The organism is Streptosporangium sp. OZ121, assembly GCF_051918885.1.
Lineage (GTDB): Bacteria > Actinomycetota > Actinomycetes > Streptosporangiales > Streptosporangiaceae > Streptosporangium.
In genome coordinates this window covers 21,877-37,592 of sequence record NZ_JBPXMC010000013.1, presented here as the reverse complement: position 1 = coordinate 37,592, position 15,716 = coordinate 21,877, and the positions used below count along the sequence as shown (strand labels likewise).

Genomic DNA, 15,716 nt, shown 5'->3' with positions numbered 1-15,716 from the left:
GGCAGTCCCGTCACTCGGACGGGACACGGATCGTGACGCAGACGGGAGCTCCATGTGGTGACGACCGGGCTGGGATCCTCGCTCGCCTACCTCCTCAGCAGGGCCGAGCGCAGTGTCAACCGGGGACTCGCCGCGGCGGTGACCGCCCAGGACGTCTCCGTCGAGCAGTGGCGCATCCTGCGCGCCCTCGCCGACGGCCGGGGGCACTCGATGGGCGACCTGGCCGAGGCCGTGCTGATGCCGCACCCGACGCTGACCAAGGCCATCGACCGGCTCATCGACCGTTCCCTCGTCTATCGGGGTCACGACCCGGGCGATCGCCGGAAGGTCGCCGTCTTCCTCGCCGACCGCGGGTCCGAGCTGCTGGCCCGGGTCGAGGGCGGGGTGGCCGAGCACCATCGGCTGATCGAGGCGGTCTACGGCACCGAGCGCACCGAGCGGCTCATGCGGGATCTGGAGGGGCTGGTCACCGCCCTGGACGATGCTCCGGCGGTCCCGTCGCCGGCGGTCCCGGAGCGCGCCCCCGGCGGCCCCGGCCGCTCGTGACGTGCCCCGGCCGGCGGCGTCGGAGCCCGTGCGCGCTCTGACCCGCGGGGACCGCGCCGCGCTCCGGTCCACGGGTTCCTCAGGCCCCATGACACGCCCCCTCACGGCCTCAGGAGTGCAGCCCGTGCGCCCGGTGGGCCTCGGCGACACGGCCGGCACCGACCACGGCCTCAGGAGTGCAGCCCGTGCGCCCGGTGGGCCTCGGCGACACGGCCGGCACCGACCACGGCCTCAGGAGTGCAGCCCGTGCGCCCGGTGGGCCTCGGCGACACGGCCGGCACCGACCACGGCCTCAGGAGTGCAGCCCGTGCGCCCGGTGGGCCTCGGCGACACGGCCGGCACCGACCACGGCCTCAGGAGTGCAGCCCTCGACGACACGGCCGGCACCGATCACGGCCTCAGGAGTGCAGCTCGCGCGCCCGGTGGGCCTCGGCGACACGGCCGACACCGATCACGTGGGCCGCCTGGCGCAGGGTGATCCCGCACTCGGCGGCGACCGTCGCGGTCGTGTCGAACGCGTCCTCCACGATGCCGCGGAGCCTCGCGTCGACCTCGCGCGCGCTCCACGAGCGCGCCTGCATGTCCTGCAGCCACTCCAGGTAGGAGACGATCACGCCGCCCGCGTTGGCCAGGATGTCGGGGACCACGGTGACGCCCGCGTCGGCGAGGACGCGGTCCGCCCCGGGCGTGGTGGGGGAGCTGGCGCCCTCCACGACCAGGCCGGCCCTGATCCGGGTGGCGTTCTCCTCGGTGATCGCCCCTTCCATCGCGGCGGGGACGAGCACGTCCACGTCGAGCTCCAGCAGTTCCTCCCGCGACAGCGCGTCCGCCCGGTGGTAGCCGCGCACGCCGCCGGTCTCCTCCGACCACGCCCGCAGGTCGTCGACGTCCAGGCCGGAGCGGTCGATCACGGCCCCGGTGCGGTCGGAGACGGCGACCACGAGGCAGCCCGCGTCGGCGAGGTAGCGCGCGGCCGGGGCGCCGACCTTGCCGAAGCCCTGGATCGCGACGGTGCGGCCCTCGGGGGAGCCGTCCAGGGCCCTGAGCGCGGCGATCCGCACGCCGCGAGAGGTGGCCCCGGCCCGGTCGGGCGCGCCACCGGGGGTCACGGGACCGCCGATCGTCACGCCGGGCACCGGGTAGCCCGCGTTCACCGAGTAGGTGTCCATGATCCAGGCCATGGTCCGCTCGTCGGTCCCGACGTCGGGGGTCGGGACGTCCCTCTCGGGACCGATGATCGGCAGGACCTCGTTGACGTAGCGCCGGGTGACCCGTTCCAGCTCGCGGGCGCTCAGCGAGGCGGGGTCCACCGAGACGCCGCCCTTGGCGCCCCCGTAGGGGATGCCGGCCAGCGCGCACTTCCACGTCATGCCCATGGCCAGGGCGGTGACCTCGTGGACGTCGGTGCGGGGGTGGAAGCGGATGCCGCCCTTCGCCGGGCCCCGGGTAGTGTTGTGCTGCACCCGGAAGCCCTGCACGACGTCCATCCGGCCGTCCTCGCGGCGGACCGGGACCGAGACGGTGAGCGAGCGGCGGGGGGTGGCGAGCATGTTGCGCAGGCTGTCGTCCAGGTCCAGCCGGTCGGCCGCCTGGTCGAGCTGGAACAGCGCGGAGTCGAGGGCCTGCCGGCCCGGACTGGCCGAGGTGGTGGCGGCCGGCGTCGTCGACGGCACCGTGAGCGTTGTCAAGGCAAACCTCCGTACGGTGAGCGGAGCGCCCTTGCTCCACTCGGGGCACATGGTCACGATCAGAGTAGGTTCGGTTTTTTGCCCGCAAGGACGGACCGTGTTTCGTTCTGATGACTGATCACCGGGCCTGTTCGCGGGCACGCGACCAGGAGGTGCGTTGTTATCTGCCGGTCCTCTTGGGCAATCTGGGGGTAACACGCAGATTTGGCAGTCTCCGGTCAAGGATTCTTGCCGTTGTGCAGTGGCTGAGGGGATGAACGTGCCGGAACTTGTGGTCGGACCGATGCTGCGTTATGTCGACGAGACGAGCGCGTCGGTATGGGTGGAGACGAGCGAGCCGTGTGAGGTGACGGTCGAGGTCGGCGGCGTGCGTTCGGAGGCCAGGACGTTCACCGTCCACGGTCACCACTACGCGATCGTCGACGTGGAGAGCGGCGGGACCTACGAGGTGCGCCTGGGCGGGGAGACCGTGTGGCCGCTGCCCGACCAGCCGCCGAGCCGCATCCGCCTGCTCGGCCCGGACGGCCCGAACCGCGTCATGTTCGGCTCCTGCCGGACCAGCGTGCCGCACGACCTCGTGTACACGATCTCCCACGGGGTGGACGTGCTGCGCGCGTACGGCGGCACCCTGCCGGACGCGCCCGACGAGCGCTGGCCCGACCTGCTGCTGCTCCTCGGCGACCAGGTCTACGCCGACGAGCCGTCCGCCGAGATGCTGGAGTTCATCGCGAGCCGCAGGGACACCGACCCGAAGAAGGAGATCGCCGACTTCGAGGAGTACGCCGAGCTGTACCGCCTGGCGTGGACCGACCCGGAGATCCGCTGGCTCCTCTCCACCGTGCCTACCGCGATGATCTTCGACGACCACGACCTGCGCGACGACTTCAACACCTCCATCTCCTGGCGCAAGGCGATGGAGGACGTCCCCTGGTGGCGGCACCGGGTGGTCTCCGGGATCGGCGCCTACTGGGTCTACCAGCACCTGGGCAACATGTCGCCGGCGGAACGGGCCTCCGACGAGGTGCTCAGCAAGGTGTGCGCGGCCGAGGGGGACGGCGCCGAGGTCCTCGACGTCTTCGCCGAGCACGCCTACGACGTTCCCGCCGACAGCCGGTGGAGCTACGCCCGCGACCTCGGCGACACCCGCCTGATCATGCTCGACTCCCGCTGCTCCCGCCAGCTCGACCCCGCCGACCGGCGCATGATCGACCCGGTGGAGTGGGAGTGGCTCACCGATCAGCTCCGCAGGGACGGCGCGAAGCGCTTCGTGATCGGCTCCTCGGTGCCGTTCCTGCTGCCGGCGGGCATCCACCACATCCAGAACTGGAACGAGGCCCTGGCCCAGGGCGCCTGGGGCAAGACCGTGGCCCGCTGGTCGGAGACCCTGCGCCAGGCCGTCGACCTGGAGCACTGGGCTGCCTTCCGCCGCTCGTTCGAGGACCTGTCCAAGCTGCTGATGGGGCTGGGGAAGCCGGTGATCATGCTCTCCGGCGACGTGCACTACTCCTACGTGGCCAAGGCCCGCGGGCTCCCCGTCTACCAGCTGGTCTGTTCCCCGATCCGCAACCCGCTGAGCCGCACCCTCCGCCTGGCCAACATCGTCGCCCAGTTCGGCATCGCCAGCCTGATCGGCCGCTCGCTCTCCCGCGCGGCCAGGATCCCCAAGCCGCCGTTCAAGTGGCGGATCACCAACGGCCCGTGGTTCTCCAACGCGGTGGCGATCCTCTCCCTGGACACCGCCCCCACGTCGGTGCGCTGGGACACCGCCACGGGCACCGAGGTCTCGGAGATCACCGTCGTGGAGCTGGAGGACTCACCCGTCCGCTAGAGGCCCCGGGGTTCCGGTGCGGCCCGCGTCCCCTCCGGGACGCGGGCCGCACCGGAGGGGTCACCGCGCGAGTTCCGTCAGGACCGCGCCGAGCTGGTCGACCGCCCACACGAGGTCCTCCTCGGAGACGACGATCGGCGGGGCGAGGCGGATGGTCGAGCCGTGAGTGTCCTTGGCCAGGACGCCGTGGGCCATGAGCGCCTTGGAGACCTCCCGCCCGCTCGCCAGCGACGGGTCGATGTCGACCCCCGCCCACAGGCCGCGCCCGCGCACGGCGATCACGCCGTGGCCGATCAGCGCGCGCAGCCTCTCGTGCATGACCTCGCCGAGCTCCCTGGCCCGCGCCTGGTACTCGCCGGTGCCGAGCAGCTCGATGACCGCGTTCGCGACCGCGCAGGCGAGCGGGTTGCCGCCGAAGGTCGAGCCGTGCTGCCCCGGCCTGATCACGCCGAGCACGTCCTCGTTCGCGGTGATCGCCGAGACCGGGACGACGCCGCCGCCCAGGGCCTTGCCCAGCACGTAGATGTCGGGGACGACGCCCTCGTGGTCGCAGGCGAAGGTCTCGCCGGTGCGTCCGAGGCCCGACTGGATCTCGTCGGCGATCATCAGGATGTTCTCCGCGGTGCACAGCTCGCGCACCTCGGTGAGGTAGCCGTCCGGCGGCACCAGCACCCCGGCCTCGCCCTGGATGGGCTCCAGCAGCACCGCGACCGTGTTGGCGTCGACGGCCTCGCGGATCGCCTCGACGGAGCCGTACTTCACGATCCTGAAACCGGGGGTGTACGGGCCGAAGCCGCCGCGGGCGTCGGGGTCGGTGGAGAAGCCGACGATCGTGGTGGTCCGGCCGTGGAAGTTGTCCTCCATCACGATGATGTTGGCCTGCTCGGCGGCCACGCCCTTGACCTCGTAGCCCCACTTGCGGGCCACCTTGATCGCGGTCTCCACGGCCTCGGCGCCGGTGTTCATCGGCAGGACCATGTCCTTGCCGGTGAGGTCGCCCAGCCCGGCGGCGAAGGCGGCGAACTGGTCGTGGAAGAAGGCGCGGCTGGTCAGGGTGAGCCGCGACAGCTGCTCCTGCGCCGCTGCGATGATCTTCGGGTTGCCGTGCCCGAAATTCAGTGAGGAGTAGCCGGACAGGCAGTCGAGGAACCGCCTGCCCTCCACGTCGACGACCCAGGCGCCCTGCGCCTCGTGGATCACGACGGGCAGGGGGTGGTAGTTGTGCGCGCTGCGGCGCTCGCTCAGCTCGATGAAGTCGTCGGTGCCGGTCATCCGATGTCCCGCCCCTCCCTGGTTCGCCTGGTCCGTGGCCGTCATGCCGCGCGCCGTCCCCGGATCTCCAGCGTGCAGCACTTGGGGCCGCCGCCGGCCTTGCGAAGCTCCGACAGGTCCACCGGGATGACCTCGAAGCCGCGGCGCTTGAGTTCGAGCTGCAGGTCGGCGGCCTCGGCGTTGATCACCACGTTGACGCCGTCGCTGACGGCGTTGAGGCCCAGTACGGCCGCGTCGGCCTCGCCCGCGATGACGGCGTCGGGGAAGAGGACGCGGAGCACCTCCTGGCTCCCCGGCGAGAAGGCCTCTGGGAAGTATGCCACGTTATGTCCGTTTAGCGGGAAGAGTGCGGTGTCCAGGTGGTAGAACCGGGGGTCCACCAGCTGCAGCGTCACCACCGGGCGGCCGAGGAACTCCTGGGCCTCCTTGTGCGCGGTGATGTCGGTGCGGAACCCGGTCCCGGCCAGCACCAGGTGGTCGAGCGTGAGGAAGTCGCCTTCGCCCTCGTTGGTGAAGGCCGCGTCACGGACCCGCTCGTAGCCGTTGTCGACGAACCACTTCAGGTACGCGGGCCCCTCGGCCGCGCGCTGCGGGTGGGTGAACCGCGCACCGTACACGCGGCCGTCCACGACCAGCGCGCCGTTGGCGGCGAAGACCATGTCCGGCAGGCCCTCCACCGGGTCGATGAGGCTGACGCGGTGCCCGAGCTCCTCGTAGGCGCTCCTGAGGGTCTCCCACTGCCTGATCGCCAACTCGCGGTCGGCGCCGGACTCGGGATGCATCCACGGGTTGATCGCATACTCGACCGCGAAATGGTCGGGCCGACACATGAGGTAGTGCCTCGTCATGGATAACCCCGCAGTTAAAGGTCGTGGTGACAGCCGCCGTCACGGTCTCGACGGCGGTGCCATCAGCCTAGGAACAGCGTTCTCGCAGGCCAAGGGGCTGCGTTTGCGCGCTGACGCGGGTTTCTTGCGTGCTTCAGGCCAGAAACGTCGATTCGTTGTGCGGGGCGACGAACGGCTCGCTGCGCGAGGTGACCAGGGGGGCCTCGATCAGGCGGGAGAGCACGATGGAGCTCTTGGTCCGCACCACGAACGGCTCCGCGGCGATGCGCTCGATCACCCTCTCCACGTGCCGCACGTCGGTGGCCCTGATGTGCAGCAGCGCGTCGGCCTCGCCGGTGATGGTGCACGCCGAGACGACCTCGGGATGGCGGCCGACGGCCACCCCGATCTCCGACGGCGAGGTCTTGCCCGCGCAGAACAGCTCCACGTAGGCCTCGGTGGTCCAGCCGAGCGCCGCGGGCTCCACCCGGGCGGTGAACCCGGTGATGGCGCCGGTCTCGCGCAGCCGGTCCACCCGGCGTTTCACCGCCGACGCCGACAGGCCCACCCGCTGCCCGATCTCCGCGTACGTGGCGCGAGCGTCCTCGATGAGCGCCCCGATGATGTCGCGATCCAGCCTGTCCAGTTCCACGCAGACCTGTATACCGCCTGGGCCGGTGCGGGTTCGCGATGGGCGGCGGTGGCGTGCGGCCCTGGACACGCGAATGCCGCCGGACAGATGATCTGTCCGGCGGCACGCGCCGTTCGCGAGGTCTCGGGTCAGGTCTGGTCGGCCTCGCCGGTGGCCTGTTCCTGGGCCTCCTCGGGAGAGGTTTCCAGGTCGTCGCTAGCCTGGGCGGCGTTCGCCGTCTGCTTGTCCAGGCCGACCCAGCTCGTCACGCTCTCGACCGCGAACAGCACGCCGAGGTAGAGCGTTAGCGCGGCCAGCACCCACGTCAGCACGCCCAGCGCGGCACCGGCGCCGACCAGCAGCAGCCGGAGCTCCCAGCCCAGCCCGGCCTGGAACACCCAGGGGGCCGGCCAGATGCTCTGCCGCGTCCGGTACACCGTGTCGTAGGTGTGGTAGCCGATCACGTAGATCAGCACGTACAGCAGCCACTTGGGCGCGTCGACCGCCAGACCGATCAGGATGATCGTGAGGAACTCGGCCGCCCGGATCAGCGGCGGCGTCAGCCAGTCGAGCTTGCCGAGGTGGTCGCGGGCCGCGGTGGGCAGCACCAGGACGATCATGACCAGCACCGGGACGAGCAGGATGGGCCCGTTCACCAGCATCCCGGTCACGGCCATCGCGATGATCGCCAGCAGCGCGGCGAGCGAGGCGGGCACCGGGGGCAGGCCCGGACCGACCTTGTCGCGCAGCAGCGTGACCAGCGGGCCGTCGTCGCGGTAGGCGAGCAGCCGGGCGGTCTGCACGCGCAGCCGCTCCTCGTACGGATCCGGAGCGGGGGTGGTCTGCGGCTGGGTGATCATGCGAGAGACCTCATCAGGCGTCCGGTGAGCGAGTAGGCGGCCCCGATGCCGCCCCAGATGATCAGTGTCAGGAAGGTGATCCTGGCGTCGAACAGGGCGCTGACGATCGCGATGGCGGCGAAGCGCTCACCGATGGGGAACACGATCATCTTGCGGGCCCAGTGCACGGCCCGGTACCTGCCGGCCCTGCCCCACATCTTCAGCAGGTTGCGGATCCCGCTAGTCGTGGCGTTCTTGCGCTGCTCCAGCGCCTGGCGCAGGCCGGTGTCGGCGCTGACCGACAACGGCACCGAGGGCAGCGGCGACGGGGGCTTGCGCCGGTTCGCCGCGCCGTAGGAGAAGTCGAGGAGGTGCTTGATGGACTGCACGCCGAGCGCGATCAGCGCCAGCGTCCAGACGTCGCCCACGCCGGAGACCGCCGCGCCGACCGCCAGGCCCGCGAAGACCACGTACTCCTTGAACCGGTCGAACGTGGCGTCCAGCCACGCCCCCAGCACGCCGAACTTGCGGGCGTACCGCGCGACCTGGCCGTCCACGCAGTCGAAGACGAACGCGAAGTAGATCAGCACGCCGCCCGCGACCATCCCGGCCCGCTCGCCGGTGGCGAAGCACAGCGCCGCCGCCACGCCCAGCGCGATCGAGATCAGCGTGACCTGGTTGGGGGTGAGCCCCCGCCTGGCCGCCCAGCGGGCGATGAACCGGGAGTAGGTGCTGACGAAGTACGTGGTGAAGAAGCCGTCGGCGCCCTTGACCGCGTTGTTCAGCCGCGCCTTGTCCTCGTCGAACGTGGACATCTCGGCGAGCGCCTCGGCGGCCTGCTCGGGAGAGGACACCCGGCGGAAGAACAGGTCGCGGCGGCCGCGGATGCCGACGGAGACGCCCTTGCGCACCAGGCCCAGGACCAGCAGCTGGACCAGGTCGTCGTCGGGACCCAGCAGGTGGGCCATGTCGGCCAGCTCGCGGGCGGCTTCGGCGAGGACGGGCGCGTGCTTGTGGTGCAGGTGCAGCGGGCCGAGCAGGACCGAGTTGGGCCTCGTCACCCCGTGGAAGGCCGAGCCCACCGAGATGACCCGGGACTTGCGGGCGCGCACCCGGACGGGCAGGTCCTCCAGCCTCCGGTCGCCGATCTCCGGCAGGGCCTCGTCGATCGGGACGTCGGGGACGATGACGTCGCCGTTCTCGTCCTCCTCCCGCGGCTCCTTGGTGATCAGCGCGAGGGCCCCGCGCTTCGACTTGGTGATCTGGTAGATCAGCTCGTCGTGGATCAGCGAGTTGGTCGGCAGGAAGAGCAGGTTCTCGGTGGCGCCCTCGACCGCGTCGGCCACGGCACGCAGGTCGCCGGCCAGGTCGGAGGTCTCGACCAGGCTGCCGGGGAAGCCCCGGTGGGCGGCGGCGTCGCCCGAGCGGACGATCGTCACCGGCTGGGGGTCGAGTGAGGCGAGCTGGCCGTGCAGCTTGCCGATCACCGTGGGGCAGCCGGGAAGCGCGGGCAGGGTCAACGCGGCGGGCGTCGCCTGGCCGGGAGCGGCATCGGGGCCGGGCGATGAGCCCAGCAGGACCACGCGGGGCATGGCACCCTTTCGTGCGGAGACGGGTGTTGAGGCGGTGTAACCGGGGGCGGCATTTCGCCAGAGGCCAAAGTTTAGTGAGTTTTGGGTGAACAACACGCACCGGTGATCTATCCGTGTCGTTTGATCATGGTTCCACCTCTGCCAAGTGAACGGTCCCACTACACTGTGCGGGTGAGTCTGTACCGTGACGACGGCATCGTGCTGCGCACCCACAAGCTGGGCGAGGCCGACCGCATCGTCACCGTCCTGACCCGGCGGATGGGCAAGATCCGGGCCGTCGCCAAGGGGGTCCGGCGGACAACATCACGATTTGGGGGCAGGCTCGAGCCGTTCACCCACGTCGACCTCCAGTTCCACACCGGCCGCACGCTCGACATGATCACCCAGGCCGAGACCATCCGGTCCTACGGCGAGCCGCTCGTCTCCGACTATCCGCGCTACACGGCGGGCACCGCGATGCTGGAGACCGCCGACCGCCTGGTCATGGGGGAGAAGGAGCCCGCGCTGCGCCAGTTCCTGCTGCTCGTCGGCGGCCTGCGCACGCTCGGTTCGGGTGACCACGAGGCCAGGCTCGTCCTGGACGCCTACTTCCTGCGCTCCCTCGCCGTCGCCGGGTACGCCCCCGCCCTGGAGGCCTGCGCCCGGTGCAAGGCCGTCTCGGTGCGGGCCTTCGCCATCGTGGCCGGGGGCGTGGTGTGCGGGACCTGCCGTCCCGCGGGCGCGGCGGTGCCCGAGGGGGAGACCCTCGCCCTGATGGTGGCGCTGCTCAAGGGCGACTGGCTCACCGCGGACGCCTCCGTCGCCCGGCACCGCGCCGAGTGCAGCGGCCTGGTCGCGGCCTACCTCCAGTGGCATCTCGAACACGGCATACGCTCTCTTCGACACGTAGAAAGGGAGCTCGCCACGTGAACGTCCGCCCACCCGTCCCGCATCCCTCCGGCGCAACCCCGCCCCCGATCCCGCGCGACCTCGTGCCCCGGCACGTGGCGATCGTGATGGACGGCAACGGCAGGTGGGCCAAGCAGCGCGGCCTGCCCCGCACCGAGGGGCACAAGGCGGGCGAGGCGTCGCTCTTCGACGTGATCGAGGGCGCGATCGAGCTCGGCATCCCGTACCTGTCGGCCTACGCCTTCTCCACGGAGAACTGGAAGCGCTCCCCCGACGAGGTCCGCTTCCTGATGGGCTTCAACCGCGACGTCATCCGCCGCCGCAGGGACCAGCTCCACGCGATGGGCGTGCGGGTCCGCTGGGCGGGACGCCCCGGCCGGCTGTGGAGGAGCGTCATCCAGGAGTTGCGCGACGCCGAGGAGATGACCGAGGGAAACTCCACGCTCACCCTGCAGTTCTGCGTCAACTACGGCGGCCGCGCCGAGATCGTGGACGCCGCCCTGCGCCTGGCGCAGGACATCGCCGACGGGCGGGTGAAGCCGGGCCGGGTGAAGGAGGAGACCTTCGCCCGATACCTGGACGAGCCGCAGATCCCCGATGTCGACCTGTTCGTGCGGTCCTCCGGCGAGCAGCGCATCTCCAACTTCCTGATCTGGCAGACGGCGTACGCCGAGATGGTCTTCCTCAACCGTCTCTGGCCCGACTTCGACCGCCGCGATCTGTGGGAGGCCTGCGAGACGTACGCCAAGCGCGACAGGAGATACGGGGGAGCGGTGCCGAACGCGGTCCCGTCCGCGCGGGACGCCTCGGGCGGCCCGGGTGCCGCAGCGGAATAATGTTATGTTCCGGGTGACGCCGACCCGCTGAGAGGTGCTCCCGGATGACTGTCAGGATCGAACGCGACGGGCCCGTCACCACCGTCGTGCTCTCCAGGCCCGAGGTCCGCAACGCCGTCGACGGCCCCACGGCCCGGGCGCTCGCCGACGCCTTCCGCGACTTCGACGCCGACCCCGGCGCGGCAGTGGCCGTGCTGTGGGGCGAGGGGGGAACGTTCTGCGCGGGAGCCGACCTCAAGGCCGTCGCCGAGGGCCGCGCCAACCGGGTGGACCCCGAGGGCGACGGGCCGATGGGGCCCACCCGGATGCGGCTCGGCAAGCCCGTGATCGCGGCCGTCGCCGGGCACGCGGTCGCCGGAGGGCTGGAGCTGGCCCTGTGGTGCGACCTGCGGGTGGCCGAGGAGGACGCGGTGTTCGGGGTCTTCTGCCGTCGCTGGGGCGTCCCGCTGATCGACGGCGGCACCGTCCGGCTGCCGCGGCTGGTCGGGACGGGACGGGCGATGGACATGATCCTCACCGGCCGTCCGGTGGCCGCCGCGGAGGCCCTCGGCATGGGGCTGGTCAACCGGGTGGTGCCGGCCGGCACCTCGCGCGCCGCCGCCGAGAACCTGGCCGCCTCCATCGCGCGCTTTCCCCAGGAGTGCATGCGCGGCGACCGCATGTCGGTGCTGGAGCAGGAGGGGCTGCCCGAGCGGGAGGCCATGGCGGGGGAGCTGCGCCACGGCCTGAACGCCCTGCCCGGCGCGGTGGCCGGTGCGTCCCGCTTCGCCGCGGGAGCCGGCCGCCACGGCGACTTCGGCGCTCTGTGACCCGCGGTTCCCCGGCGGGGGCCGGGTTCGCGCCCCTCCGCGTCGTCGCGGTGCCTCGGCTCAGGCCTTGACCTCGCGCAGGCGGCCGGTCTCCACCTCGTGGACGAAGCCGCGCACCGAGTCACGTCGTAACCTGCCCGCATTACCTACTAGGTCAACAGGTATTAGCGGGGAGTGACGTCAGGCCCGGCGCCGGGCGCGGTAGGCGGCGACGTGCATCCGGTTCCCGCAGGTGCGGCTGTCGCAGTAGACCCGCGAGCGGTTGCGTGACTCGTCCACGAAGACGTGGTCGCAGTCGGGCGCCGAGCAGGTGCGCAGGCGCTCCCACTCGCCCTCGACGAGCAGGTGGGCCAGGGCGACCCCGATGTCGGCCGCGAGGTGCTCGTGGAGCGAGGCGTCCGGCGCGAAGTAGTGGACGTGCAGGGGGTGGCCGTCGTGCTCCGCCAGGCGCGGGGTGATGCGGGTCCCGCTCAGCAGGGTGTTCAGCCGGATGACCGCGGTGGGCTGGTCCGGGGCGGTGAAGACCTTGTGGAAGGCCTCGCGCAGCGCGCGCACCTGGGTCAGGTCGGCGGCGTTCAGCTCGCCGACCCCGCTGACCTCCCAGCGCGCCACGAAGTCGCCGAGTTCCCTCAGGTCGGTCAGGGTGTCCTCGCCCCCGGTGGAGGGGGAGGTGTTGACCAGGTCGACCGCGGTGGCGAGTGAGTGCACCATGTCATGTCCGAATGGCATGTTGACTCCTGTAGGAGGCGATTGCAACGTGGAGGCGCGTACGGCGGCTCGCCGTGTCGGAAGCGTATCTCTCCCGTGGACCTCCGGCGCCCCCTCTCGGGCGCCCGTCACCGTGGCGCGCCCCGTGCGACAAGGCTTTCCGTGAAGCATGTCCTGGTGAGCCGTGATGTTGTACGCCGCGTCCTGAAAACAGTCTTCTCGTACAGTGTGCTCCGTCGCGCCGGGGTGTCCGCCCGGGCGCGGCTCAGGTGGGGCTCAGGCGCGGCTCGGCGTGCGGAGCGGCTTGGCGGCGGTGGCGCAGGAGGCGCAGGTTCCGAAGATCTCCACCGTGTGGGTGATCTCGGTGAAGCCGTGCTCGGAACCGACGGTCTCGGCCCAGCGCTCCACCGCGGGTCCGGCCACCTCCACCGTACGGCCGCACCTGCGGCAGACCAGGTGGTGGTGGTGGTCGCCGCTGGCGCACGCCCGGTAGACCGACTCGCCGTCGTCGGTGCGCAGCACATCGACGTGACCGGTGTCGGCGAGCGCCTGGAGCGCCCGGTAGACGGTTGTCAGTCCGATCTTGGCGCCTTCCGCGCGCATCTCCGCGTAGACGTCCTGCGCGCTGCGGAACCCCTCGCTCTGGCGGAGGATCGTGTGGACGGCGTCACGCCTGTTGCTCATGGGCTGGACTCCTGAGGTCGGCTTCGACGTACGAATCTACCGAGCCCGAGGGCGAGGACGAACCCCGCGAGAGCGACGATGACGATGATCGCGCCCGGCGGGACCTCGATGTAGAAGGAGGAGGTCAGGCCACCGACCGTGGAGATCATCCCGAACGACATGGAAAGGAACATCGTGCTCACGAACCCCCGGGTGAGCTGCTGGCTGGTGGCCACGGGTACCACCATCAACGCGCTCACCAGAAGCAATCCTACGACGCGCATGGCGATGACCACGGTCAGCGCGGCGGTCACGGCGATCAGCAGGCTGAGGAAGCGGACCGGCAGGCCGCTGGCCTTGGCGACCTCCTCGTCCTGGCACAGTACATAGAGTTCCCGCCCGAAGACGGTCACCACGCCGAGCACCGCCACCGCCAGCAGGCCGATCACCCACACGTCCTCGACGGCGACGCTGCTGATCGAGCCGAACAGGTAGGACATCAGCGTGGCGTTGCTCCCCCCGGGAGCCAGCGAGATGAGCAGCACGCCTCCGGCGATGCCGCCGTAGAACAGCAGGGCGAGCGCCACGTCCCCGCTGGTCCTGCCGCGCTCGCGGACCAGTTCGATGGCCACGGCGCCCAGTATCGAGACCACCACGGCCGTCAGCACCGGGGCCGTTCCGGTCAGGAAGCCCAGGGCCACGCCGGTCAGCGCGACGTGCCCGATGCCGTCGCCCAGCAGGGCCAGGCGGCGCTGGACCATGAACGTGCCGATGGCGGGGGCGGCCAGGCCGACCAGGAGAGCGGCGATCAGCGCCCGCTGCATGAAGTCGAACTGCAGAAGCTCGATCATGAGGCGGGCCTCCAGTCGAGCGGGCTCACGGGCTCCTCCTCGGCGTGCGGGTGCACGTGGTCGTGGCCGGGCAGCGCGTGCGTGCCGACCGCCTGGGGTGGCGGGCCGTCGTGGCACACGTACCCGTCCCGCAGGACCACCGCCCGGGTGATCAGGGGCTCCAGCGGGCCGAGCTCGTGCGCGACCAGCAGGACCGTCTTGCCCTGCGCGACGAGTGTGGACAGGGTCTCCGCGAGGAGCAGCTGGCTCTCGGAGTCGACGCCCGCCGTGGGCTCGTCCATGACGAAGGTGTCGGGCTCTCCGGCGAGGGCGCGGGCGATCAGCACCCGCTGCTGCTGCCCGCCGGACAGCGCCTGCACCGGGTCGGAGGCGCGGTGGGCCAGGCCGACGGCCGCCAGGGCCCTGCCGGTCGCCTCACGGTCGGCCGCGCCGGTCGGGCGCAGCCGGCGCTGCCTCGCGATCCTGCCGGAGGCGACGACCTCGCGGATCGTGGTCGGCACACCCCCGCCCACCGAGAGCCGCTGGGGTACGTAGCCGATGCGCCACCACTCGCGGAACCGGGCGGGCGGCCTGCCGTACAGGAGGGTCTCGCCGCCGGATAGGGGGATGAGGCCGAGCAGGGCGCGGATGAGGGTGGACTTTCCCGATCCGTTCGCGCCGAGCACCGCCACCGCCTCACCGGGCTCGACGGACAGGTCGATCCCGCGAAGCACCGGACGGCGGTCCAGGTTGACCTGGCCGCCGTTCATGGTGAAAACCGTTTTGCTGGATGTCACGTGTGGCCTTTACGAGCAGCCGAGCGCTGCCTGGAGTGTGGAGAGGTTCTGGCGCATGGCGGACAGGTAGTCGCCGTTCGACGGCTGGCTTTCCACCGGATCGAGGACCGCGGTCTTCGCACCGACCTCCTGGGCGAGAATCTCGCCGACCTTCGGGCTGACGAGGGTTTCGGTGAAAATCGTAGTTACTTTCTCCTGCTTGGCCACTTTTGCCACTTCAGCGAGGCGCGCGGGAGAGGGCTCGCCGTCGGGATCGAGACCGCTGATACCGATCTGGTGCAGCTTGTAGCGGTCGGCGAGGTAGCCGAACGCGGCGTGGCTGGTGACGATCGCGTCCGAGGAACAGCCGGCCAGGCCCTTGGCCAGCTCCTGGTCCAGGGTGGTGAGGTCGGCGGCGGTGGCGGCGGCGCGGTCCCGGTAACCCTGCGCGTGCGCGGGGTCGGCGGTGGCGAGCCTCTCGCCGAGCTTGGTGGCGACCGTCGCGAAGCGGGCCGGGTCGAGCCAGAGGTGGGGGTCGTGACCGGTCTCCTCGTGGTCGTGTCCCTCCTCGCCGTGGTCCTCCTCCTCCGCGACCGCGGGAAGGGGGGTGACCGAGGTGGCCGCGTCGAAGGCCCGGTCGGCGGCGTGCTGCTCGACGGCCTCGTCCACCGCGGGCTGGACGCCCTTGATGTAGACGACGAGTCCCGTCTTCTCCAGCCCGGCCACCTGGAGCGGGGACAACTCCAGGTCGTGCGGCTCGACGCCGGGCTTGGTCAGGCCGGCGACGGTCGCGTCGGGACCGCCCACCCGCTCGGCGAGCCACTGCAGGGGATACATGGCCGCGGTGACGGCGGGTTTCCCGTCCGCGGAAACGCCCGACGCCCCCCCGGATGAGCCGCCGGTGGTTGAGCCGGCCTCGGCACCGCAGGCGGTGACGGCGGCGAGGAGGACGGCGGACGCGGCCAGGCTGGCATTACGTATAC

General features: G+C 71.3%; 16 protein-coding genes. 5 read left to right on the top strand and 11 right to left on the bottom strand.

The genetic code is table 11. From position 1 onward, the window contains the following. The first annotated feature begins 54 nt into the window (after positions 1–54). Positions 55–546 carry a MarR family winged helix-turn-helix transcriptional regulator gene (locus ACTOQ1_RS23010; protein ID WP_440070083.1) on the top strand — a complete coding sequence of 164 codons (492 nt, stop codon included), beginning with the start codon at positions 55–57 and terminating at the stop codon, positions 544–546. Positions 547–944: 398 nt separating this feature from the next. Here ACTOQ1_RS23010 and ACTOQ1_RS23005 read toward each other — a convergent pair whose 3' ends face one another. Next, entirely contained in the window at positions 945–2,234 is a 1,290-nt protein-coding gene (locus tag ACTOQ1_RS23005) for a Glu/Leu/Phe/Val family dehydrogenase (RefSeq protein ID WP_440070082.1), read from the bottom strand. A gap of 259 nt (positions 2,235–2,493) precedes the next feature. On the opposite strand from ACTOQ1_RS23005, the gene ACTOQ1_RS23000 reads away from it, so the two are divergent. Further along, on the top strand, positions 2,494–4,062 hold the full coding sequence (locus ACTOQ1_RS23000; protein WP_440070081.1) for an alkaline phosphatase D family protein: 1,569 nt from the start codon (positions 2,494–2,496) through the stop codon (positions 4,060–4,062). A gap of 60 nt (positions 4,063–4,122) precedes the next feature. On the opposite strand, the gene rocD is transcribed toward ACTOQ1_RS23000, so the two are convergent. From rocD to ACTOQ1_RS22975, 5 genes are all read right to left on the bottom strand, one after another. Beyond that, a complete protein-coding gene (rocD, locus tag ACTOQ1_RS22995) occupies positions 4,123–5,334 on the bottom strand; it encodes an ornithine--oxo-acid transaminase (protein ID WP_440070211.1) in 1,212 nt (403 codons plus the stop codon). A gap of 41 nt (positions 5,335–5,375) precedes the next feature. Further along, positions 5,376–6,182: a dimethylargininase gene (gene ddaH, locus ACTOQ1_RS22990; protein ID WP_440070080.1), complete on the bottom strand. Its 807-nt coding sequence runs from the start codon at positions 6,180–6,182 to the stop codon at positions 5,376–5,378. Between the two features lie 133 nt (positions 6,183–6,315). After that, complete coding sequence (locus ACTOQ1_RS22985) at positions 6,316–6,813, bottom strand: Lrp/AsnC family transcriptional regulator (protein WP_440070079.1); 498 nt, start codon at positions 6,811–6,813, stop codon at positions 6,316–6,318. A gap of 128 nt (positions 6,814–6,941) precedes the next feature. After that, complete coding sequence (locus tag ACTOQ1_RS22980) at positions 6,942–7,652, bottom strand: DUF5941 domain-containing protein (protein WP_440070078.1); 711 nt, start codon at positions 7,650–7,652, stop codon at positions 6,942–6,944. Further along, a complete protein-coding gene (locus ACTOQ1_RS22975) occupies positions 7,649–9,223 on the bottom strand; it encodes a CDP-alcohol phosphatidyltransferase family protein (RefSeq protein WP_440070077.1) in 1,575 nt (524 codons plus the stop codon). Before ACTOQ1_RS22975 ends, ACTOQ1_RS22980 begins: the two co-directional genes overlap by 4 nt. Positions 9,224–9,394: 171 nt before the next feature. On the opposite strand from ACTOQ1_RS22975, the gene recO reads away from it, so the two are divergent. The 3 genes from recO to ACTOQ1_RS22960 are packed head-to-tail and all read left to right on the top strand — an operon-like array spanning position 9,395 to position 11,756. Continuing rightward, a complete protein-coding gene (gene recO, locus ACTOQ1_RS22970; protein WP_440070076.1) occupies positions 9,395–10,132 on the top strand; it encodes a DNA repair protein RecO in 738 nt (245 codons plus the stop codon). Further along, on the top strand, positions 10,129–10,947 hold the full coding sequence (locus ACTOQ1_RS22965) for an isoprenyl transferase (RefSeq protein WP_440070075.1): 819 nt from the start codon (positions 10,129–10,131) through the stop codon (positions 10,945–10,947). The genes recO and ACTOQ1_RS22965 overlap by 4 nt, the downstream gene beginning before the upstream one ends. 44 nt (positions 10,948–10,991) lie before the next feature. After that, a complete protein-coding gene (locus ACTOQ1_RS22960; RefSeq protein WP_440070074.1) occupies positions 10,992–11,756 on the top strand; it encodes a crotonase/enoyl-CoA hydratase family protein in 765 nt (254 codons plus the stop codon). Between the two features lie 180 nt (positions 11,757–11,936). On the opposite strand, the gene ACTOQ1_RS22955 is transcribed toward ACTOQ1_RS22960, so the two are convergent. The 5 genes from ACTOQ1_RS22955 to ACTOQ1_RS22935 all read right to left on the bottom strand — a co-directional run bounded on the left by ACTOQ1_RS22955 (position 11,937) and on the right by ACTOQ1_RS22935 (position 15,570). After that, positions 11,937–12,485, bottom strand: coding sequence for a CGNR zinc finger domain-containing protein (locus ACTOQ1_RS22955; protein ID WP_440070073.1), 549 nt, complete (start codon positions 12,483–12,485; stop codon positions 11,937–11,939). 255 nt (positions 12,486–12,740) lie between these two features. Further along, complete coding sequence (locus tag ACTOQ1_RS22950) at positions 12,741–13,148, bottom strand: Fur family transcriptional regulator (RefSeq protein WP_440070072.1); 408 nt, start codon at positions 13,146–13,148, stop codon at positions 12,741–12,743. After that, the gene (locus ACTOQ1_RS22945) at positions 13,145–13,978 is read right to left on the bottom strand and encodes a metal ABC transporter permease (RefSeq protein ID WP_440070071.1); all 834 of its coding nucleotides are present in this window, start codon (positions 13,976–13,978) and stop codon (positions 13,145–13,147) included. Before ACTOQ1_RS22945 ends, ACTOQ1_RS22950 begins: the two co-directional genes overlap by 4 nt. After that, positions 13,975–14,727, bottom strand: a complete 753-nt coding sequence (locus tag ACTOQ1_RS22940; protein ID WP_440070210.1) for a metal ABC transporter ATP-binding protein — start codon at positions 14,725–14,727, stop codon at positions 13,975–13,977. Before ACTOQ1_RS22940 ends, ACTOQ1_RS22945 begins: the two co-directional genes overlap by 4 nt. 36 nt (positions 14,728–14,763) lie before the next feature. Next, complete coding sequence (locus tag ACTOQ1_RS22935) at positions 14,764–15,570, bottom strand: metal ABC transporter substrate-binding protein (protein WP_440070070.1); 807 nt, start codon at positions 15,568–15,570, stop codon at positions 14,764–14,766. Between the last annotated feature and the right edge of the window lie 146 nt (positions 15,571–15,716).

Excerpts from the sequence above, each read along its gene's own strand:
- rocD (WP_440070211.1), bottom strand. The coding sequence starts at position 5,334 with ATGACCGGCACCGACGACTTCATCGAGCTGAGCGAGCGCCGCAGCGCG.
- ddaH (WP_440070080.1), bottom strand. The coding sequence starts at position 6,182 with ATGACGAGGCACTACCTCATGTGTCGGCCCGACCATTTCGCGGTCGAG.
- ACTOQ1_RS22980 (WP_440070078.1), bottom strand. The coding sequence starts at position 7,652 with ATGATCACCCAGCCGCAGACCACCCCCGCTCCGGATCCGTACGAGGAG.
- ACTOQ1_RS22975 (WP_440070077.1), bottom strand. The coding sequence starts at position 9,223 with ATGCCCCGCGTGGTCCTGCTGGGCTCATCGCCCGGCCCCGATGCCGCT.
- ACTOQ1_RS22960 (WP_440070074.1), top strand. The coding sequence starts at position 10,992 with ATGACTGTCAGGATCGAACGCGACGGGCCCGTCACCACCGTCGTGCTC.
- ACTOQ1_RS22955 (WP_440070073.1), bottom strand. The coding sequence starts at position 12,485 with ATGCCATTCGGACATGACATGGTGCACTCACTCGCCACCGCGGTCGAC.
- ACTOQ1_RS22950 (WP_440070072.1), bottom strand. The coding sequence starts at position 13,148 with ATGAGCAACAGGCGTGACGCCGTCCACACGATCCTCCGCCAGAGCGAG.
- ACTOQ1_RS22945 (WP_440070071.1), bottom strand. The coding sequence starts at position 13,978 with ATGATCGAGCTTCTGCAGTTCGACTTCATGCAGCGGGCGCTGATCGCC.
- ACTOQ1_RS22940 (WP_440070210.1), bottom strand. The coding sequence starts at position 14,727 with ATGAACGGCGGCCAGGTCAACCTGGACCGCCGTCCGGTGCTTCGCGGG.
- ACTOQ1_RS22935 (WP_440070070.1), bottom strand. The coding sequence starts at position 15,570 with ATGTATCCCCTGCAGTGGCTCGCCGAGCGGGTGGGCGGTCCCGACGCG.